Raw genomic sequence first — 19,875 nt, forward strand, 5'->3', positions numbered from 1 at the left:
CTTAGTTTCGTTTTTTAGTTCCTGAAAAGCATTCGTGGAATAATTGGAGGTATTGGCCATTGATTTTTTCCCAGTTAAAGTCGTTTACTATGGATTCAAAATTATGCTGAACCAACTGCAAGTTATCATTTTTTTTGATTGACTGAAGGATATTTTTCACTTCCTGCGGATTCGAAAAATACACTGCATTTTCCCCTAGCACACCGCGGTTGAAACTGTTGTTGTGTGCCGCAATGAATGCCCTGGATGCCATCGCCTCGAGCAACGATGGATTTGTTCCCCCCACGGAATGCCCGTGAAAGTAAATGTTGGAATAAAACCGAAGGTTATTGAGGTGTTCCAGGTTATAGATTCCGCCCATAAAGCGGATGTGTGAATGTTCGCGGAATTTATCCTTGAGGTATTTCCCATATTTGGTTTCATGTTTGCCGACAACCAAAATCGGCGTTACGTCACCGCTCAACACCACGCCTTCCAACACCATGTCCAGGTTGTTCTCGGGTTCGAACCGCGCCATGATCATGTTGTACTTGCCGCTTTCAACCTGGTATTGCTGCAACAGCGAGGCATCAGGATTTTCAAACGGATGCGCACCATAAGCGATGTAAGTCGAATCCTTTCCGTAGCGCTTTTTAAGGAAATCCTTTATCCCGAGCGAATCTGATACCAGGAAATCACTGCTGATGGCGGCAAGCCTTTCGGCAAATTTAAGGAACTGCTGCACCGGCCTGGAATACTTGGAGCGTTTCCATTCGATGCCATCCATATTGGTGATGATTACCGGCTTTTTGGGCAAAAGGAAAAACCAAATGGAATTGCTGGTATATCCAAGTTGCAGGATGATGTCAAAACCGCGCTTACGGGAATCCATGATGCAGTTATAATCATAGATGAATTGTCCGAAAGTTCCTAACTTATGCTCCGGGTCATTTTTATGGATGATGTTCACCTGATGGAAAACCGGTTCCTGGAATGGGTGGTTGTGCGAATTGTAAACATACACCTCGTGCCCTTTTTCAGCGAGGTAAACTGAAAAAAATTCGGCAAATTGCTCGAAACCACCATAATAATTTGGTATTCCGCGGGTTCCGAGTATGGCTATTTTCATTAGTGAGTTTCTTTTTCGGTTGCCAAAAATAGTATTTTTTTCACCTTAAGCGTCGGTTACCGTAAAAAATATAGCCTCGGGTTTTTTAAGTTTCCGGAATTTATAGGCCGGCCATTATGGTTTTATTGTAGTTTTACAATTCTAAAATAACATCATTATTTCCTGATGAAAAGCATTTTATTCCTTTTTGGGACAAGGCCTGAAGCAATCAAAATGGCGCCGCTTATCCATTGCCTGAGTAACGATCCAGAGTTCCGCATAAAGGTTGGCGTTACGGCACAGCATCGGGAAATGCTGGACCAGGTTTTGGATTTTTTTGAAATAAATGTGGATTACGACCTCAATGTCATGTCGCCTGACCAGAAGCTGCACACTTTAACCTCCCGTTTGATTGCCGACATTACCAACGATATTTTATTAAAGGAGTCTTTCGATTTTGTATTGGTCCAGGGCGATACCACAACGGTGCTTGCAGCATCGCTGGCCGCTTTTTATCAGAAAGTAAAAGTAGTCCATCTCGAAGCAGGGTTGCGGAGTGGCAACATGGATGCCCCCTTTCCTGAAGAAATGAACAGGATACTGACATCAAAACTGGCCAGCATACACCTCTGCCCTACGGAAAATGCCAAAGCCAATTTATTTGCAGAAAACATCAAGGAAAACGTTTATGTAGTGGGGAACACCGTTATTGATGCCTTATTCCTGGGTTTGGAAAAACTGCGTGAAATGCCCGATACGTCATTTTCTGAAAAATACCACAACATTGATTTTACCAAAAAAATCATCCTGGTGACCTGCCACAGGCGGGAAAATTTTGGGCAGCCATTCGAATCAATCTGTAAAGCACTATTAACCATTGCTGCACAGCACCAGGACGATGTGGAGATTGTATACCCTGTACATCCCAACCCAAATGTGCAAAAAGCAGCGCACCAGCATCTCGTGGCCAGGAATATAAAACTCATCTCCCCGCTTGATTATCCTGACCTGATCTGGATGATGAGCAAATCCTATATGATCCTCACCGATTCAGGGGGCATACAAGAGGAAGCGCCAAGCCTTGGGAAACCGGTGATTGTTTTAAGGGAAGTCACCGAGCGGATTGAAGGTATCACTGCCGGAAATGCCGTTTTGGCCGGATCTTCGGTTGAAAAAATCATTGCTGAAACCTCGCGGCTGCTTTCTGATAGGTACTATTATGATTCGTTTACAGCTTCAGCAAACCCTTATGGCGACGGCAATGCGGGCAGTAAAATTGTGGCATTGTTTAAAACCGCTTTCAGCGGCTAGGTTTTTTTTCGTCCTTTGCCGCAATTTTAACATGAATTGTCGCTTATCCTGGCATTATTCTGTGTGATTAATTTCTTTATTTTGTTACTTTTGCTGGAACTATAATACTTCTTAGAGTATGATTAATTTTGAATTTTTGGAAAAAAACCTGGAAACATTGCGCATCCAGTATTTATCCGCACAACCATTCCCGCACTTGTTGATTGATAATTTCTGTGATGAGGAAAAGCTGTTAAAAGCTTACAGCAATGTTCCCGAACTCAATAATAAGAGCCGCGATTATGCTTTTGCGAACAACAAATTCGAAAAGTCAAATTACAGGGAAATCTGTCCTGAGTTTATGGAGTTATACAATGACCTGTCTTCGGAAAGATTCAACCGGATCCTTGCTTTCATTACTGCTAAAAAAACTTTCGTTGACCCAAAAAATTTCGGAGGCGGGCTGCACCAGGGTAAAAAGAACAGCTTCCTGGATATGCACCTCGATTTTAATTACCATCCGTTAAACAAAAACTGGTATCGCGAACTGAACCTGCTTTTGTACCTCAATAAAGATTGGAAACCTGAATACAAAGGCCAGCTCAAGATTAAGGATTTAAGGACAAATGACGAAGCAGAGCTCGACGTGCCTTTCAACAGGCTGATCATTCAGCAGTGTGCGCCATATACCCTGCATGGTTATGATATGACCAATTTCCCGGAGGGCCGGTACCGTACTTCCATAGCAACTTATGCTTACCAGGTGCATGAACGCCTGATAGAAACGCCCAGGACAACTGACTGGTTTCCTAAAGAAAATGCGTCGTTCTGGAAAAAGCAATTCGCTAAAAACTATAACTTTCTGGTAAAGACAAAAAACAAATTCTTCGGAAGCGCTACTGCAAAAAATCAGTAATCGCCTGATTGTATACAGCCGCAGCCAACGGCCAGTTGTACTTTTGCTTCAAGGCCGCAATCTTCCCCTCAAATCCGTAATCGGCATGGCCGCTTGTAACGTATACCAGTTTTTCCTCAAAGTCTTTTGGGTTGGCAGGATCGAAAGAAACATCTTCCAGGAAATCAAAATCCGCCATCGCGGTAAGATTCGATGTGATTGTGGGTATCCTTGCAGCAACCGATTCAAGTGGCGGAATACCGAATCCCTCTGCTCTTGAAGGATATACTGCGATTGCCGCACCCCTTAAAAGCAGCAACATGTCCGGAAAGCTTACTTTCTGGAAACTGAAAATCTTCCGTTTAACATCGTCATCAAGGCTGTCGAAAAGCTGATCGTATTTCTTATTATGAAAAGTAGTGTCGCCAATAAAGACCAGGTTAAAATCGCGGAACAATCCCAGGTTAACGAATTGTTCCAGCAACAGATGATGGTTTTTTCTGGGTTCCCAACGGCTGACGTAGATGATATACCGCGACGATATCCCGAATTTCCCTGATACTGCAGCGGTTACGCCAGCTTTGTCATACGGCTCAAAAAAAACGTCTTCCACTGCATTCGGCGTTACCCATACCCTTTTTACTTTCAGGTGACGTTCTATCTGCTTTTTTGAATAGTCCGAAACAGTCAGGACAATATCCGACATTCGTGCGCTTGCCTTATAGGTAAGGAAGCTTTGAAGCCGGTTGAGTTTTGGGAAATCTTCCGGGAAATCTTCAAAAAGCACATCATGTATGGTGACGATGTACCTGCAAAGCTTTACGGGTGGCACCCGGTATTGGAAATGTGCGAAATCAATTTGATTTTTCCTTATCATACGGGGTATTTCAATACCCAGCCTCGATAAGGCTTTTGATGATTTGTATTTCAGGTAGGTAATGTTTTCTGCCTTTCCGAAGATGTCCTGCAGATTGCCAGTGTCTGAAGCCGCAAGGAAAAAATGCCTCGAATTGTCTTTGATCAGTTCCAGGTATAATCCCTGAATGTATGTCCTGGTGCCCTGAAATCCTTTGTCGAAAACATGGCAATCCACAAATATGCGGAGCCTCTTAGGTGTTTTCATACTGTTCCTGTTCTTTTAAAAGCAGCTCTTTATAGCATAGTAAAAAACCGATAAAAATGGATTTATTATCCAGTTTCAGGTAAAAACCCATAAAAACCCAATTAGATAATATCAGGAAGACTGCACTTCCTACTAACAGGTAATTGATATTGCGGATAATGTCGCTGTTTGCCTTTGGATGCTTATAGACGAGGCGCATGCTGTAAATCAAAAGCAAAACCCCTAAAAGCCCTGATTTAAGGAAAATCGTCATATAGGAATTATGCAATGCCGGGACATAGCGGATGTATTCCCCGTCGTTGGTCCACATTTCCCTGCCAATATCAATTGTAGAGCCCATTCCTTCACCAAAAATTATGGTAAACCAGCCATGGCCGGTCACCTGCTTTACGGTAATGATATTTTCAAAAGACCGGTAATTATCGTTGAATTCTTTCCAGTCGTTTTCATTGATGTGCGTTTTAAATGCTTCAATCGGGGCAATTTTTATCTTGTAGAAAAAAGCTTCAAGGCCTTGTGCATTCCGTTGTGGATAAGAATAGTAAATAGCGGTATAGGACAGGCTTGAGATGATGATGAACGCGCCCAATATCCCGAGGCTCCGCTTTGTCATCCTCAAGTGTCCTTTCATGGCAAGGACCAGGATCAGGAACTGTATGATGTTCGTCCTGGCGAGGTATAAAAACGACGAACACGCAATAACCGCTATGAATAGATAGACCGTGGTCTGTTTTAACCCAATGTCAAATTTCTTATAGAATAGGAGAAGTACCAGGATGTAAATTTCATAATCGTCGAAATAACCCCCGTATTGCCTCAGTTCGTTGATGTTCCTTATCCCGAATACCACATAGTAAAATCCTACGGTGGCTATGTGTATCGCCGCGAGGGCAACACCGGAATAGATTATGGTGATAATGGCCTGTTTTCCGACGCTTTTGCAAAAATTATATCCTACCAGCAGTCCGAGGATCGGTTTGAGCAGGTAGGCAACATCCCTGAAAAAATTATAAGCCCTGAAATCCCTGAAAAAAGAACTGAAAAGCGCAATCAGCATAATCACGGAAAATACAAGGATCAGTTTGGATATTTGCACGGAGTAGCGGTTCCTCAATGAAACAAAAGCCGACAATGACCATACGAGGAATGTTATTTCATAACTCGTCAACAGCAACACCAGCACTGATGCGATTAATAAGGACTTGTGGAATGTACTTTTGCGGATGGATATCATGGCTTACCAGCTTATTTATCTTGGGACCAGTTGATGTCCTTGATTTTAGTGAGCTGCTGCTTTTCAATGTCAAAGACCGGTAGGTCTTCAATCATCTTCAGCCTTTCGTGGTGCCTTAAAAAGAGCAGTTCCCCTTTCTCATTTTTCGAATCCCTGTTGGCCGATTCATTGAAGCCGGTTTCCGGATTGTATTTCAAAAACGGCGCCGAAAGATCTTTCCTTACAAAATAAGCATTTACACCTGCCCGTGTTGTTCCGATGAAGTCGTAGCCTTTCTTATCGGCTAAATCACAAAATGCAGCAAGCGACGCGCCGAAATAGAGTTCGGAGTAGTGTTCTTTGCTGCGGACAAAATCCTGCTTATAGGGTACCGTAACTTTCTTTTTGCTCCCAAATGCCGAATTGTATTCACATACCACTATTCGTGGATTGATACAATCAATCTGCTCCCAAACCCAGTAGTCATTGCCATCGATATCGACACTCAGCAGCCCGATATCTTTAACAGAAGTGTAGTTGCCAATCAGCTTATTGATGTTTTCTTTAGTAATAAAACTGTTTACGGCAACAAGGTCATACTTCCAATACACCAGGTCTTTTTTTATGAAGTCCACATTTTTTTCTGAACCATCTATGACAAGTCCTGACCAATTATCGTTAAAAAGCAGGAATCTTGTATTGGATTCGGTATAAGTTTCTACGCCGAATTCAACAAAAATCTTGTTTGGAATTTCAATCTTATTGATAATATATTGGATGATTCCATCTTCGCCGCGTTGTGAAAAAACCTGGAATTCAACCTCATCCAGGGATTTGATTTGTTGTTTCTGGTTGTTTTGGTTTGATAAGATTTTGCCGTTTAACAACAGTGCCTTCTGGACATCATAATTAAGTTTTTGGTAAATCTTCTTATAAAGTAGCTTAATGAAACTCATTCGGAATTTTAAAGTATTTTATTTAGTGCTTCGGATCAGATACCGCAAAATAAGGTTTTAATATCAGTAAATATATACATATCAAACAAAGCTCGGTTATAATCAGCACAAAAAAGGCTTCCCTTAATGCAAAATAGGTCATTGCAATTGTTATACCTACGGCATTCAGGATCGTTGATGCAATCGTAATGCTGATATAATAGCGATTTTTGTTCAGGCTGAATAAAAGCTGTTCCATGGGCAATGTCACGCCTATGAGCAGTGGGATCAATAATCCGATGTGCAGGTAGCTGACGAATTCCAGGAGCATTGTTTTGTCGACTTTGAAAAACCTCAGCACCAGGTCTGAAAAAAAGAAAACCACAGTCAGCAACACGATAAGGAAAATGGTATTGAGCCCGTTTAGTTTCTTCCACAAATGTATGCCTTTTTTCAGATTCCTGTCGATTTCAAAACAAATATAGCTGTAGGAAAACTTAAAGAACATCTGTAAATAAGTCCGGAAAAGATTGACAATCTGCTCGATGACCTTGAATTGTCCCGCCACATAATTTCCGGCAAAGAAACCAATGATCATTACTGAAGAATAATTCCTTATCGCAAAAAACAGCTGGGAAACGCAAAACGGAAAATTATTCCTTAACAAATCCGCAATGGCAACTGAAGAAAAATCCCTGAAGGAAAATTTATATTTTTTCACCAACCACAGGAACCCTATCAGGTTGGCTACGATAGCCCCGCCGCCAAGTAACAGATTGGCGTAAATGTAATCGTCTGCGGAGGTAATAAGCAAAATCACTCCTATAACGTTTATTGCTTTTGAGATGACATTGATTATTGTGATCCATAAGAAGTTTTCAATGCCCTGCAGAAACCACGTCGGGTTGATAAACTGGCCCACAATGATGCTTAAGCTCAGATAAAAAACGACCATGTTTTCACGAAAGTAAGGCACAAATACCGTTAGTAAAAACGTAATCAGGCACACCAGCAACAACAGCAGGAACTTTGCCGCATAATTGGTTTTAAAGATGTCCTGAAGTGCGGCATGGTCATCCCTGTTGATAGACGTTTCGCGAACGCCCACGATGTAGGAACTGTAATCAACCACTACAATGAGGATGTATGCGAACGCCTGGCCCATGGCAATCACGCCGAGTTTTTCAAATCCGCACACAAACAACAGGTATGGGGTAATCAATAATGGTGTCAGAATATTTACAACCTGTCCGATTCCGTATACAAAAAAGTCTTTTGTCTTTTTCTTATAAAGTACAGAAAGTAGTTTTTCTTTTATCATTGGTTAACACCGAATTTGAATAATATAAAAAACAAAAGCCATAGAATACTATGGCTTTCGAAAGATATATTTAAGATTTACATCGCCAGTTTAGGCAATTCTGCTGCCATTATAGCCTCATTAGGATATAAGGAAGGCGTTTGTTTTTTTCCGTCTTTCACTAAAGCTTTGATCACGCCGGTTGAAGAATCAAATGTACATTTTGATGGATCTGGCCTGAAGAACAATCCCAATTCCGCACCTTTTAATTCTCTGGTTTTACCTGCATATTCAAATTTAACAGATTTGATTACCATGTCATCCTGTTCCTGGCCTTTTCCTAAATCCAGTCTCAATTGCGTTGGGTATACATTTGCCGGTAAAGCAATCTCGATGGCTTGCTCATTTTCCATTCCTGTAACGCCTTTCCAGGTCCCTTCGTTAAATTCCAGTGATCCGTTTTGAGTATATAATACACAAAAGTCGTCGTTCTTTTTTACGACGGCATTAATCACCACCTTAAACACATCGGCCTCAACTTCAGGAGCTTGATTTCCATCAGGTCCATCTGGCTTGTCTTTGCAGCCTACAACAGTTAAAATAAAAAGAGATAATATACAATAAAATCCGGCTTTCATGTGGTTTTCGATTAGAGAGTTACAATTTATTTGCTTTATTTTGCAAACTAAATGATTATTTTTTTAATAAACAAATATAATTAATCCTTTTCCTTATTTAATATTTTTATGTTAAACTCCAATAATATCAGCACTTACAACACGTACAAATTATTTGTTTTTTCTTTTTTATTAGCCATCCTCACGTACGGATTTGCCCTTACGAATTTTACTGTAAGTATTGATAATGAGATTCCTATTTTGCCCGATTACGGACTGGATTTAGGAAGATGGGGGCAAAACCTGATCGTGTATCACTTATTCAAAGGGCATTTACAATATTTTTCGCTTGCGTTAAGCCTGTTCTTATTCAGCATTGCGGCTGTTCGCTTAACCAATTTGTTTAAATTCCAGGGGTATTCCGCTTTGTTTTTTTGTGCCTTGTTTGTGACTTTTCCACAAATCTCCTATCAGGTTGTTTTTGGAATGATGGCCGATATTGCTGCGCTTGGCGTCTTACTGTCTGTTTTTGCTGTGGAGTTATTTCAGAAAGGAATTGAAACGCCATCACCGAAAAAGAAAGTACTGCTTTTTTTATCAGTTGCCTTGCTGCTGATGTTTACACTGTCAATGTACCAGGCATTTATATTGGTTCCTACGGCGATATATGCCATTTTATTTTTCCAAAATTCCTTTAAGGATACATTCAGCTTAAAGTCAGAGATTAAAAATATACTGCTTTTTGGCGGTATCCTGATCGTTGCGTTATTATTATATTACATATCGGTGAAGATCATTTGCCCTATCCAGCAAGGCGGATACCTCACCTCGTTTGTTTCAGAAGGTTCGACTGATAACCGGTTTCTGAACTTTTGCTCCATTTGGGGGAAAAACCTTCTCGGGGCATTTTACTATGGCGAAAAGCTTTTTACTGTGGCAACCTTGTCGGGATTGTGTTTATTGGTGTACTTTTTTATCGCAAAAAAACATATTGCCGTTCGCTTCGTCACGCTTCTGGTGATTCTGATGCTTCCTTTTATGATGTCTTCCATCATTACGAATGGATACCATCCTCCGCGCTTATACCTGACATCCAACCTTGTCTTCGCATTTCTTATAGTATTCGTCGCAGATCATTTTAATATAAGCACCAGGATGATTACCAAAACCGTTTTGACCGTAATCGTACTCGTAAATTTTTACTTTGTGACAAACCTCTTTAATGCTGTTCATAAAATATATAAATACGATAAAAAAATTGCGGAAAAAATCGATTTTACAATCCAGTCGAAATACCCTGATTTCTCTTCTTCGGATAAGTATGTTTATTTTTACGGGCACTTCCCGTTTGACAATTACCAGAAATTCCAATTGAAAAATTCAGAGATTTTCAGTGGTTCAATCTTTGTATGGGATAATGGGAATAATTACCGCATCACGAATTTCTTCAGGGAAGCGGATGTCGCGGAGTACAGGATGATTGATACAAAAGAGCAGTTTAACTCCGTAAAGGATTCTATAGCTAAAATGCCAATCTGGCCAAACCATGAATCCGTTAAGATGTTCAACAACATCGTAGTGGTGAAGTTAGGAAACGAAAAAGGATCTCCGCTTAATATCGAATAATCCGGGTTATGATGACTTTTAAAATTTTAAGAGCGCTTCGATTACTTCATCGGGATTCAACTCATAAAAGAGCGGCAGCCGCACCAGGGTGTCCGTAAATCTATCTGTCTCAGGCAATTCGCCACCTTCATGCTTTGGCGCATAAAACGGGCTTGTGTGGAGGCTTATGTAATGGAAAACAGCCAATATCCTATTTTGCTTCAGATAACCCAGCAATTTTGTCCTTTGTTCCAAACTGTTGCAAACCAGGTAAAACATATGCCCATTATTGGTAGCATATTCCGGAACCTTAGGCAATTCTATCTGATTTGCACCGGCCCAATCGCTTAGTTTATCGAAATAGCCTTCCCAATGGTTTTTCCGGACGGTTTGAATCTGCTTTAAGTTTTCCAGTTGCGCCCATAAGAAAGCCGCTATGATTTCTGATGGCAGAAAGGAACTTCCGATATCTACCCAGCCGTACTTATCAACTTCGCCCCTGAAAAAGGAGGATCGGTTAGTTCCTTTTTCCCAAATTATTTCGGCCCTGTTTATAAATTCCTCATCATTTATGGCCAATAACCCACCTTCCCCTGAAATGATATTCTTGGTTTCATGAAACGAAAAAGCCGCCATGTGGCCAATGGATCCAAGGGGTCTTCGGATGTTGTCCTTTCCAATGTAATAACTGTCGATTGCCTGAGCTGCATCTTCTATGACGTAAATGTTATGCTTTTTTGCGATTTCCATGATGGTATCCATTTCGCAGGCAACACCGGCATAATGGACAGGCACAATGGCTTTTGTTTTTGTCGTGATCAATCCTTCAATCGCATTTTCATCCATATTGGGATGGTCTTTGCGGCTGTCAGCGAAAACAATCTTAGCACCTCTCAGCACAAAGGCATTTGCTGTGGAAACAAACGTATAACTTGGCATAATTACCTCATCACCCGGCTGAATATCGATTAATATCGCTGCCATTTCAAGTGCATCAGTACACGACGTGGTCAGCAAGCATTTTTTGAAGCCATAATGCTGCTCGAAAAAAGCCTGGCATTTTTTGGTATAATCGCCATTGCCTGAAATTTTTCCTGAGCTTACAGCGTCTTCAATATATTTTGTTTCGTTTCCGGTAAAGTACGGTTTATTAAATGGCAGCATTTTAATTATAAGTGTCTAAAAATGTTAGTCGATAAAAATAATAAATCCCCGATATCAAATGGAGTAAAAAAGCAACAATCTCTATTTTATGAGCGCGCCAGCCAAGCGGATTGGTGAAAATGGATTTCAGTAACTGAATGATGCAAACGAAAAACAGTAAGAAACTGCACATAAAGGTTTGCCATATAAAATTACCGTCGAATTCCCTTTCGCCCGTTTCGCTCAAGGCATAAAAGATCAGCAAGCCGACAACCGTGCATAAAACAGCAAAAAAAACCATATCCTGCTTCAAAAGTCGCCTGTTTTTTGCCAAAAACACAATCGGGAACAAATAACTTGAGATGATTGTACTGACTACAATAAGCAAAATCTGATACCAATGCGTGGATCCGGTCCAATGTGCCAGAACGTTAAAGAAATCGATCTTTACTGACGATTGTTTTGCCACGGTCTCAGCAGAAATAAAAACATAATAATATTGCAGGATGACAAAGAAAAAGGCCACAAAAACAGGAATGATGTTGATCCAAAACTGCCTGCTGAATTTATACTTCAGGAAGTTGAGCAGCGGATATGCTACCACATATACAAATATAAAACTGGGTTTGATTACAATATTGACCGCAATCAGCAATATGATGACAAGCGTGCGTGTGGGTTTATAGTCTGAAATTTGCTGTAACGAATTCCAAAACAACAATATCACAAATGGCATGGCAAATATAATCGTAGAATTATGCCAGATATTCGCCGGGAAATTTGCCAGGTAATAGATGTTATCAAGATATAAAATTGAAGGCAGGCTAAAACAAACCAGCAGTAAAAACGCAGCTAATGAAGAGACGATAATGGGTTTTTTGGCAATCGTCCCAATCTCAGAATGGATGATTTTTTTGGCAACATAATACTTTAAATACGAAATTGCCGCCAATACATAAATAGATACAAACAGTAATAGAATCAGGTCTTTTGAATAAAAACTCAAAGCATATACCGTAAAATAATATAAAAAGTTTACCTGAAACGGCATCTGTCCATCGGTATAACTTTTTATAAATTGGGCATGCAATTGGATGTCCGTGGCAACGACGTATGTCAAATGATTGAAGATCGATATCAAAAGCACCACAAGTATCAACTCGAAAACTCCATGGTTTTTACTAAAAAATTTCATGCCTGTTATATTAATTTAACACTCCAATAATGCTTTATAAATGTTCTTTCGGAAATTCCGTACCCTTGCTTCTTATAAAAATTGCAGGCAGCCAGGTTATTTTCCTGAGTAGGTATCTGCAGTTTGCGAATGTTTTTTTTCCATAAACTGCCTTCCAGGAATTGCAGCAACTTCCCTCCAATTCCTTTTCCCTGGTGATCAGGGCTAACGGCAATCAGGCCGATTGTTGCCAAATCATTGTTGGTTTTATAGGTCACAAAACCCGTAATGTCGTTTCCCTCAACATACACCAGAACATCATCTGCGATTGTTTTTGAAATAGAATTGTCAATCCACTTCTGGTATAGTTCACGGAATTTTTCAACAGTAAAATGTGTGTCTAAAAAGAAACGGCTGAATTTCCCGCTTTCATAAGCCAGATCGTAGATTTCTTGCTTATCATATGGGATTTGGTCAATAGAAACAATAGGATTTGCTTCGTGATTGCCCTCGACAAGTGCTTTAGAAAAAACCAGCTTCACTTCTGAAAATCCGTTTTCAAATCCTTCAATCTGGGCATCAAAATCGTTGTTTGCCTTTACATACAACAAGTCATAGTCCGGTGTGGAGGTTAATTTTTCTTCATAAAAAGCCTCGCCAATCCTTAATCCGAAAAAATCGCTGTCCCAATCCAATCGCTTTATCATATGATTTCGTCGATAATATATACAGGCCTGTTTTTAGTCTGGTCGAATATCTTTCCGACATAAATCCCTACGACGCCGATCGTTGTTATGATAATGCCGGATAAAAACCATATTGAAACCATGATCGAGGTAAATCCGAGCACTTCGATTTCATGATGCATCGCCTGATAAATATAATAAATCCCGACGCAAAATGACAGCAGGGAAATGATCATTCCGAATTTCACAAAAAGCTTCAACGGTTTATTCGAGAACGAAATTATGGTATTGAAAGCCAGGCTCACCAATTTCGAAAAACTATAACTTGTCGTTCCCGAATCCCTTGGTGCATGTTCCACAATGATGGATGTAGATTTGTATCCGACAAAAGCTATGAATAATGGGAAAAACTTGATGTAATCGGATACCTCCAGCACTGACTTAATGACTTGCTTATGGTAAATCCCATAATTTGCTATTTCATTATCGTACTTTGTATCTGTAAAGTAACCGTAAACTTTAGAGAAAATCTTCGATGAAAGCTTTTTCAGGAAACTGTCTTCCCTGTTTTTCCTTCTTGCCTGCACGACTTCGAAACCTTCCTGTGCCTTGTTGTAGAGTTTTACGATTTCTTTCGGCTGGTCTTGTAAATCACAATCCATGACGACAGTCCACTCCCCTTTCGCCTGGCTTAATCCTGCCATAATTGCGGGATGCTGCCCGAAATTCCGACTGAGCCGGACACTTTTCACGTGGGGTTTTTTTGAAGACAGGACTTTCATGATTTCCCATGAATTGTCTTTGCTTCTGTCATCAACGAGAATTATTTCATAATCAACATCGAGGGTAAGCATGGCCTTTTCGATTTCAGCGACCAATTTGTCTAAAAAACCCTCCGCTTTATAAATCGGGCTTACAATCGATATTTCAGGATTACTCTTCACTATTTATTTTTTAAGCTCGTTTCCCAATTACTGATTTCAATTCCAAACGTTTTCTTTATTTTACTTTTATCCAGAACACTAAAATACGGACGCTTCGCCGGCGTTGGATAATGTGTTGTCGGAATTGGCTGTAAATCTATTTTAATTTTATTGATTTCAAATATTTTATTTGCAAAATCATACCATGAACACTGTCCTTCATTGCTGAAATTGTAAATCCCGAAAGTATTTTTCCCACTCCTTATCATTGTTATCAAAGCCTCGGCTAAATCCAAAGCGTTTGTAGGTGTTCCGAATTGATCGTTAACCACCGATAAACTCGTTTTTTCTGAAGCAAGCCTTAACATTGTTTTCCTGAAATTATTGCCAAAATCAGAATAAACCCAGGAGGTCCTGACAATGAAATGCTTATCCCAAATCGCAGCAATGGCTTTTTCACCTTCTAATTTTGTCTTACCGTAAACACCCGTTGGATTGGGCAGGTCTTCTTCGGTGTAAGGTTTGTCTGCATTTCCGTCGAAAACAAAATCTGTGGAAATATGTATAAGCAATGTCCCGAATTCCCTGCAAACCTTCGCCAGGTTTTCAGGACCTGTCACGTTTACGGCAAATGCTTTCGCCGGTTCGCTTTCGGCCTTATCAACTGCTGTATACGCCGCAGCGTTGATGCAATATGAAGGTTTTACAGCAGAAAAAACTGTTTCGCATTGTGCTAAGTCTGTGATATCAAGTTCAGACGAGCTATAAAAATGGAAAATGATCTGTGGATGGTTTGCTGCTATTTTCTGCAATGACTGCCCCAATTGTCCAGAAGAACCGGTTACTAAAACTACCATATTTTTCTTGCGTTGGCGAGATTGTCGAGAAATTGGTCTTTTTCAGAGATGATCAGGTTGGCTGGATTGAATTGCCAGTCGATATTAATGTCAGGATCATTATACATAATGCCGCCTTCGGATTCTTTGTTGTAAAAATTATCGCATTTATAAAAAAAAGTAGCCGTCTCGCTAAGCACCAGAAATCCATGTGCAAAGCCCCTTGGAACAAAGAACTGGCGTTGATTTTCAGCCGAAAGTATGACATCGGCATGTTTTCCGAAAGTTGGTGACCCGGGTCGGAGATCCACAGCTACATCCAGTACCTCTCCCTGCAATACCCTGACGAGCTTTGCCTGTACATGATCGCCGGTCTGGTAATGCAGTCCCCTGAGTACCCCTTTCGACGAAAATGATTGATTGTCCTGGACAAAGTGAGTATCCGTACCGGTTTTTTCGCGGAAAATCCTTTCATTGAAACTTTCCATGAAATAACCTCTTCCGTCATAAATCAGTTTCGGCTCGATGATAAAACAGCCTTCGAGTTCCGTTTCGATGAAGTTCATTAGGTTAAATTATATCTAGTAAATGTTTGCCGTATCCGCTTTTAAGCAACGGTTCTGCCACTTTACGCAGTTGTTCTTCGCCTATAAAACCCATTTTATAAGCCGCTTCCTCAATGGAACCGATTTTTAGTCCCTGTCTTTCTTCAATCACCTGAACGAATTGCGATGCCTGCATCAATGAATTAAATGTTCCGGTATCGAACCACGCTGTGCCGCGGTCAAGAATACTTACCTTAAGCTTGCCTCTTTTGAGGTATTCTTTATTTACGTCGGTAATCTCGATTTCGCCGCGATGGCTTGGTTTAATGTTATGGGCGATATCAACCACATCATTGTCATAAAAGTAAATTCCGGGAACAGCGTAATTTGATTTCGGAGAAATCGGCTTCTCTTCTATTGAGAGCACTTTTCCGTTATCATCAAAATCAACTACGCCATAGCGTTCGGGATCATGCACATGATAGGCATAAATAATCCCACCGTCGGGATCGTTGTTGGATTGAAGCAAATCAGCCAATCCGGTGCCATAAAATATATTATCGCCTAAAACGAGCGCCACTTTATCATTTCCTATAAAATCAGCACCGATTATAAATGCTTCCGCAAGTCCGTTTGGGTGTTCCTGCACGGCATATTCAATAATGCAGCCCAATCGCGAGCCGTCGCCCAGCAATTGCCTGAAAAGCGGCAGGTCATGTGGCGTGGATATGATCAATATTTCCCTGATTCCCGACCACAGTAAGGTGGAAAGCGGATAATAAATCATCGGTTTGTCGTAAATCGGCATCAGTTGCTTACTTACCGCTAAAGTCAACGGATGCAAACGCGTTCCGGAACCGCCTGCAAGAATAATTCCTTTCATAATTTAGTTTGCTGTGCTTTCCTTAAATTTTAAGGATTGCCTTTTATAAAAACGAATGAACAATTTTCCAAAAATAAACAGTACGATTAAAAGCACCGGGAAAACATAAGTTTCCGACGAAGGTGTTTCAATATTCGAAACAATGCTGATGTCCTTTATGATCTTTTGATAATTGATAAGCTCAATCCTCCTGTTTCCCTGTTCGGTAACAAGGTTATATTTTGATTTCAAAACCTCATCAATCTGCGTGTCCTCACTGTAATAAATCAGGTTGCCGTTTTTTGCGCCTTTTCCGTCAGCATTGGAAAAATTATCAAGCAGGGCATTGATCTGGTTGATGGTTTGTTCGTTATATTGCATCTTTTGCTTTACATTCTCAAGCGCTTCTTTCTGGATGATTTTCAAATAATCGTTGTCGTTTAAGGCCGCCAGCAGCGGTTGTATGGTGTTTGCGTCCGTGGCCTTGCCTTTGGTGGAGAAAGTGATTTGGTGATAGGAATAATTTTTGCTTGTAATCTTATCTTTCAAAACCTTGTCGATACTTCCGTTTTCAGCCATAAGACGTAGAAGATCCATGTTTTCCTCCCTGTCCCTTACAAAATTGTAAGGGTCAATGATAGGCTCTATTTTTAGTTTTGATATGTTTTTAGGGAATTGTAATCCCATTTTTTTTAGAAAAACAGTATCTCCTTCACTGATTTTGGAATTGATCAGCTCAATTTTAGCATACAGATAATCCGAGCTCCCGAAGTTCGGCAATACGATGATTTCATGGTTGTACTTCTTTTGGTTGCTGTCCATGAAAATTCCCAATCCGACCCCTACAGCAAACAATATCAGGATAATGACCGCATTTTTTATAAAAAACCGGATTGATTTAAATATACCTGTACCAATATTCTTAAATCCACTGTTAATCTTTTTGGAAATCTGGGACAGGTCAATTTCCTTGTCTTCCGGAACGTTTTTAGGGGTATTACTCATTTTATGCTTTATTTTATGTTAAAGATTTGTTCTAGTATTTTAATTGTGATCAGGTATGTCGGCTTTACCCCTGTGGTACCCAATCCTCCTGAAGCGAGTGTGCTTCCGGTTTCAAGCGGGTTATCCGAAGCGTAATAGGCATACCTTACTTTCACATCGGGATTGATGCTCTTCCTTATTTTCGAAGCCGATTGTATCGCTTTCTGGTAGTAAGCGCCTTCCATTTCCAATCCGATTACACCCCAGGTCGAGTCGTGGAAAAACTTCAGCAAATCCTTATTTTGCAATGAAGTCCCTAAAACGGTGACCATCGGTCCGGCAAAAACCGGGATATCATTCCCTTCAAGCATTTCAGCTGTCAGCTCATTTTCAAACGGGTAATTGTCGCCGGTGCCTTCGTTGATGTGCGCTGACGGAATCATGATATCGCCTTTTCCGCCTTCCAGAATACCGGCTTTCCCCATAATCGACACGGATTCTACATTCAGGAAATGCTTTTTATTTTTCGATTCCTGGTATGGTTTCAGCAATTCGTCGATTGTTTCATAAGCCTGTTCGCCAAAGGCATAATCCATAACGATGATTACGGGTTCTCCGTTTGGCTTTGCTTTTGCAAAAGTGGATTTTTTCCAGTCAATTTTGGCTGTATCGAAAATCTGCACGTCAATATTAGTACCAGAAGTATCCGGCAGTGAAATCATGCCGTGAAGCTTTGCAAAATCTTCCACTTTGTCACGAACGTCATGTGCTCCGGGCCTGCTCAGCTCTTCATACACATGGAAATCCGGCTTGTCCTTGTATTTGATGCGGTGTACATAAGGCGCGAAAATCGAATTCATCACGCTGTGCATGTTCGCGCTGATGATGTGGATTGGCCTGTCGAGCAGGTTATTTTCCTTCAAGGTCTGCTTGATATTCGTGGCCCAGATTTCTCCGTGGATGTGGTGCCCAAGCCTTTCGCGTAAAATCGGGCTGAAGGTAATGGTGCGTTTGCTGCTCTCCAAAACCTCTTCCAAAGCGCCTTTCCCGAGCCAGTAAATGACGTGCAGGAAACGGTCGGGCTTTTCAGCATTCCCGAACCCGTCATAAATCGAAAGGATTTCAGCGAACGAGCGCCCAAGGATATTTGCTGTATGCGAAATCGCTTTCTCCTTTTCGATCTGCGTCAGTTTTTTAGTCTGTAGGACGGTTTGTTCCAGTTTTTGCCAGTCGCGGGACACTTCGCCGCTTTCATCAAGCAGGATGCGGTTCTTAATCTTATGCGATTCGATGAAGATGAATGTAAGGTGGGTCAGGATATCATAAATATCGGAGCGCCCGCGCGTGATTTCCACGTTCATCTGCTCATCGTCGATGCGGTAGCAATTGCGTTTCCGCTTTGGTGGCACAATGGCCTTGAAATGGGATTTCGAATAGCCTTCATCTGAAATCAAATTGATGAAACGGCATTCCTCTATCCCGACCGGAAGCCTTTCAATGACATACAAAAGGCCGCTCAATTCGACTTTCTCTTCGGCAATGGAGCCGTAAATTTCAGGCCTTAAATCCAGTAAGGCTTCACGTAAGGTTTCACCTGAAACCCCCATCGGCTTATAGAAACCGCGGTTGAATAAATGCCTGATGGTAATGTACAATCGTTCAATAGCTGCTGACGATTCTTGCGCCCTGGAGCGCGAAATGTTTTTAACTTCACTCATTAAATGTTATTTTCTAACCTGCAAATGTAGGGTTTTTATTTTTTAATTGGTCAGTGTAAGATTTATCGCGGGTTCAATCACGGTGCCTTTGTATTTTCCTTCGTAAGTGCTCTTCTTTACATTCTTAAACCATTTGCCGCCTTGAAAACGGAAAGTATGTTCCTTTTCTACAGGATTACAGACCACCGTCGGGGCATAGGTATCGAAACTGTTTTTCTTACGGTTTTCATCCCTGTATTCATAAATATACTTGTTGCTTTCTATGATCATCCATTCAAAACCGATGAAGATTCCGTTTTCAGGAATGGAAAGATGGTACTTTGACAAGTCAACGATATTTTTCTTCCCGCCTTTTTTCACGCTAATAATAATATCTTCATCCACAAGATCAGCGCCGGGAAAACCGTTTTCTGCTACAGCAAAAATCCTGAGTTTAAAAGTGGCATCTTTAATATTGCTTTCGGTAAAAATGATGGCATTTTTGATAAAAGGGGTTTCGGTATACGTGTTTTCAAAAGGGAAAAATTTCGCATCAATCCATGGTGTTGCGCCACAAAGTTGATTGTGGTGGATTTTTTCAGAACCGCCAATTTCTATTTCTTTTATGTCTGACGGTTTTCTGGCCGTAACTTTTACCTCATCCAGTTTAATTACGGCTTCCTTTAATAATACAATGGCTGCGTCTGCGGTTTTTACGGTTTTCGCCTGATAACCAACTCCTGTGAAAACGAGGTTTTTGCTTGCATCAGCCTGTATTGAAAAGGTCCCGTCCTGTTCAGAAGTGGTGCCTGTATTTCCGTTTTCAATCCAAATGTTGATGTACGGGATCGGTTGCCCGGAAAGGCTGTCTTTTACGATGCCAAGGATTTGGCTGAAGCCTGAAAAGCTAACAAGCAACGTCAAACAAAGCCAACTTCCAATCTTTAAATTCTTCAATTT

Annotated in this window: 19 protein-coding genes; 3 read left to right on the plus strand and 16 right to left on the minus strand. The window is 40.8% G+C overall.

Annotated elements, in window-relative coordinates; translation table 11 throughout:
• Position 1: 1 nt before the first annotated feature.
• Positions 2 to 1,108 (minus strand): DUF1972 domain-containing protein, encoded by a 1,107-nt coding sequence (locus tag HYN49_RS03700; protein ID WP_108902862.1) that lies wholly within the window; start codon positions 1,106 to 1,108, stop codon positions 2 to 4.
• A 165-nt stretch (positions 1,109 to 1,273) separates the two neighbouring features.
• Between HYN49_RS03700 and wecB the strand changes: the two genes are divergently transcribed.
• Both wecB and HYN49_RS03710 read left to right on the plus strand, forming a co-directional pair.
• Complete coding sequence (gene wecB / locus HYN49_RS03705; protein ID WP_108902863.1) at positions 1,274 to 2,398, plus strand: non-hydrolyzing UDP-N-acetylglucosamine 2-epimerase; 1,125 nt, start codon at positions 1,274 to 1,276, stop codon at positions 2,396 to 2,398.
• 136 nt (positions 2,399 to 2,534) lie between these two features.
• Complete coding sequence (locus HYN49_RS03710) at positions 2,535 to 3,293, plus strand: 2OG-Fe(II) oxygenase (RefSeq protein ID WP_245892246.1); 759 nt, start codon at positions 2,535 to 2,537, stop codon at positions 3,291 to 3,293.
• On the opposite strand, the gene HYN49_RS03715 is transcribed toward HYN49_RS03710, so the two are convergent.
• From HYN49_RS03715 to HYN49_RS03735, 5 genes are all read right to left on the minus strand, one after another.
• On the minus strand, positions 3,274 to 4,395 hold the full coding sequence (locus HYN49_RS03715) for a glycosyltransferase family 4 protein (RefSeq protein WP_108902865.1): 1,122 nt from the start codon (positions 4,393 to 4,395) through the stop codon (positions 3,274 to 3,276). The genes HYN49_RS03710 and HYN49_RS03715 overlap by 20 nt on opposite strands.
• Positions 4,382 to 5,629: a hypothetical protein gene (locus HYN49_RS03720; RefSeq protein ID WP_146185048.1), complete on the minus strand. Its 1,248-nt coding sequence runs from the start codon at positions 5,627 to 5,629 to the stop codon at positions 4,382 to 4,384. Before HYN49_RS03720 ends, HYN49_RS03715 begins: the two co-directional genes overlap by 14 nt.
• A gap of 11 nt (positions 5,630 to 5,640) precedes the next feature.
• Entirely contained in the window at positions 5,641 to 6,564 is a 924-nt protein-coding gene (locus tag HYN49_RS03725; RefSeq protein ID WP_108902867.1) for a hypothetical protein, read from the minus strand.
• A 22-nt stretch (positions 6,565 to 6,586) separates the two neighbouring features.
• On the minus strand, positions 6,587 to 7,864 hold the full coding sequence (locus HYN49_RS03730; protein WP_108902868.1) for an oligosaccharide flippase family protein: 1,278 nt from the start codon (positions 7,862 to 7,864) through the stop codon (positions 6,587 to 6,589).
• Positions 7,865 to 7,941: 77 nt separating this feature from the next.
• The gene (locus tag HYN49_RS03735; RefSeq protein WP_108902869.1) at positions 7,942 to 8,481 is read right to left on the minus strand and encodes a hypothetical protein; all 540 of its coding nucleotides are present in this window, start codon (positions 8,479 to 8,481) and stop codon (positions 7,942 to 7,944) included.
• Between the two features lie 108 nt (positions 8,482 to 8,589).
• On the opposite strand from HYN49_RS03735, the gene HYN49_RS03740 reads away from it, so the two are divergent.
• On the plus strand, positions 8,590 to 10,086 hold the full coding sequence (locus HYN49_RS03740; protein WP_108902870.1) for a glucosyltransferase domain-containing protein: 1,497 nt from the start codon (positions 8,590 to 8,592) through the stop codon (positions 10,084 to 10,086).
• 18 nt (positions 10,087 to 10,104) lie between these two features.
• On the opposite strand, the gene rffA is transcribed toward HYN49_RS03740, so the two are convergent.
• From rffA to HYN49_RS03790, 10 genes are read right to left on the minus strand one after another with little or no spacing between them, the layout of a single operon-like run.
• Positions 10,105 to 11,229, minus strand: coding sequence for a dTDP-4-amino-4,6-dideoxygalactose transaminase (gene rffA / locus HYN49_RS03745; protein ID WP_108902871.1), 1,125 nt, complete (start codon positions 11,227 to 11,229; stop codon positions 10,105 to 10,107).
• 1 nt (position 11,230) lies between these two features.
• A complete protein-coding gene (locus HYN49_RS03750; protein ID WP_108902872.1) occupies positions 11,231 to 12,403 on the minus strand; it encodes a hypothetical protein in 1,173 nt (390 codons plus the stop codon).
• Positions 12,404 to 12,408: 5 nt separating this feature from the next.
• Positions 12,409 to 13,089, minus strand: coding sequence for a GNAT family N-acetyltransferase (locus HYN49_RS03755; RefSeq protein ID WP_108902873.1), 681 nt, complete (start codon positions 13,087 to 13,089; stop codon positions 12,409 to 12,411).
• A complete protein-coding gene (locus HYN49_RS03760; protein ID WP_245892248.1) occupies positions 13,086 to 14,012 on the minus strand; it encodes a glycosyltransferase family 2 protein in 927 nt (308 codons plus the stop codon). The genes HYN49_RS03755 and HYN49_RS03760 overlap by 4 nt, the downstream gene beginning before the upstream one ends.
• Positions 14,012 to 14,848, minus strand: a complete 837-nt coding sequence (rfbD, locus tag HYN49_RS03765) for a dTDP-4-dehydrorhamnose reductase (protein WP_108902875.1) — start codon at positions 14,846 to 14,848, stop codon at positions 14,012 to 14,014. The genes HYN49_RS03760 and rfbD overlap by 1 nt, the downstream gene beginning before the upstream one ends.
• Positions 14,842 to 15,393: a dTDP-4-dehydrorhamnose 3,5-epimerase gene (gene rfbC / locus HYN49_RS03770; RefSeq protein WP_108902876.1), complete on the minus strand. Its 552-nt coding sequence runs from the start codon at positions 15,391 to 15,393 to the stop codon at positions 14,842 to 14,844. The genes rfbD and rfbC overlap by 7 nt, the downstream gene beginning before the upstream one ends.
• Before the next feature lie 4 nt (positions 15,394 to 15,397).
• Positions 15,398 to 16,255, minus strand: coding sequence for a glucose-1-phosphate thymidylyltransferase RfbA (gene rfbA, locus HYN49_RS03775; protein ID WP_108902877.1), 858 nt, complete (start codon positions 16,253 to 16,255; stop codon positions 15,398 to 15,400).
• Positions 16,256 to 16,258: 3 nt separating this feature from the next.
• Positions 16,259 to 17,239, minus strand: a complete 981-nt coding sequence (locus HYN49_RS03780) for a hypothetical protein (RefSeq protein ID WP_108902878.1) — start codon at positions 17,237 to 17,239, stop codon at positions 16,259 to 16,261.
• A gap of 8 nt (positions 17,240 to 17,247) precedes the next feature.
• The gene (locus HYN49_RS03785) at positions 17,248 to 18,936 is read right to left on the minus strand and encodes a DUF6909 family protein (protein ID WP_108902879.1); all 1,689 of its coding nucleotides are present in this window, start codon (positions 18,934 to 18,936) and stop codon (positions 17,248 to 17,250) included.
• Positions 18,937 to 18,978: 42 nt separating this feature from the next.
• Complete coding sequence (locus HYN49_RS03790) at positions 18,979 to 19,872, minus strand: carboxypeptidase-like regulatory domain-containing protein (RefSeq protein WP_108902880.1); 894 nt, start codon at positions 19,870 to 19,872, stop codon at positions 18,979 to 18,981.
• Between the last annotated feature and the right edge of the window lie 3 nt (positions 19,873 to 19,875).

The sequence above is a fragment of the Flavobacterium pallidum genome (assembly GCF_003097535.1).
Classification (GTDB): Bacteria; Bacteroidota; Bacteroidia; order Flavobacteriales; family Flavobacteriaceae; genus Flavobacterium; species Flavobacterium pallidum.

Coding starts and splice junctions, on each gene's coding strand:
- HYN49_RS03700 (WP_108902862.1), bottom strand. CDS start 1,108: ATGAAAATAGCCATACTCGGAACCCGCGGAATACCAAATTATTATGGT.
- wecB (WP_108902863.1), top strand. CDS start 1,274: ATGAAAAGCATTTTATTCCTTTTTGGGACAAGGCCTGAAGCAATCAAA.
- HYN49_RS03715 (WP_108902865.1), bottom strand. CDS start 4,395: ATGAAAACACCTAAGAGGCTCCGCATATTTGTGGATTGCCATGTTTTC.
- HYN49_RS03720 (WP_146185048.1), bottom strand. CDS start 5,629: ATGATATCCATCCGCAAAAGTACATTCCACAAGTCCTTATTAATCGCA.
- HYN49_RS03725 (WP_108902867.1), bottom strand. CDS start 6,564: ATGAGTTTCATTAAGCTACTTTATAAGAAGATTTACCAAAAACTTAAT.
- HYN49_RS03730 (WP_108902868.1), bottom strand. CDS start 7,864: ATGATAAAAGAAAAACTACTTTCTGTACTTTATAAGAAAAAGACAAAA.
- HYN49_RS03735 (WP_108902869.1), bottom strand. CDS start 8,481: ATGAAAGCCGGATTTTATTGTATATTATCTCTTTTTATTTTAACTGTT.
- HYN49_RS03740 (WP_108902870.1), top strand. CDS start 8,590: ATGTTAAACTCCAATAATATCAGCACTTACAACACGTACAAATTATTT.
- rffA (WP_108902871.1), bottom strand. CDS start 11,229: ATGCTGCCATTTAATAAACCGTACTTTACCGGAAACGAAACAAAATAT.
- HYN49_RS03750 (WP_108902872.1), bottom strand. CDS start 12,403: ATGAAATTTTTTAGTAAAAACCATGGAGTTTTCGAGTTGATACTTGTG.
- HYN49_RS03755 (WP_108902873.1), bottom strand. CDS start 13,089: ATGATAAAGCGATTGGATTGGGACAGCGATTTTTTCGGATTAAGGATT.
- rfbD (WP_108902875.1), bottom strand. CDS start 14,848: ATGGTAGTTTTAGTAACCGGTTCTTCTGGACAATTGGGGCAGTCATTG.
- rfbC (WP_108902876.1), bottom strand. CDS start 15,393: ATGAACTTCATCGAAACGGAACTCGAAGGCTGTTTTATCATCGAGCCG.
- rfbA (WP_108902877.1), bottom strand. CDS start 16,255: ATGAAAGGAATTATTCTTGCAGGCGGTTCCGGAACGCGTTTGCATCCG.
- HYN49_RS03780 (WP_108902878.1), bottom strand. CDS start 17,239: ATGAGTAATACCCCTAAAAACGTTCCGGAAGACAAGGAAATTGACCTG.
- HYN49_RS03785 (WP_108902879.1), bottom strand. CDS start 18,936: ATGAGTGAAGTTAAAAACATTTCGCGCTCCAGGGCGCAAGAATCGTCA.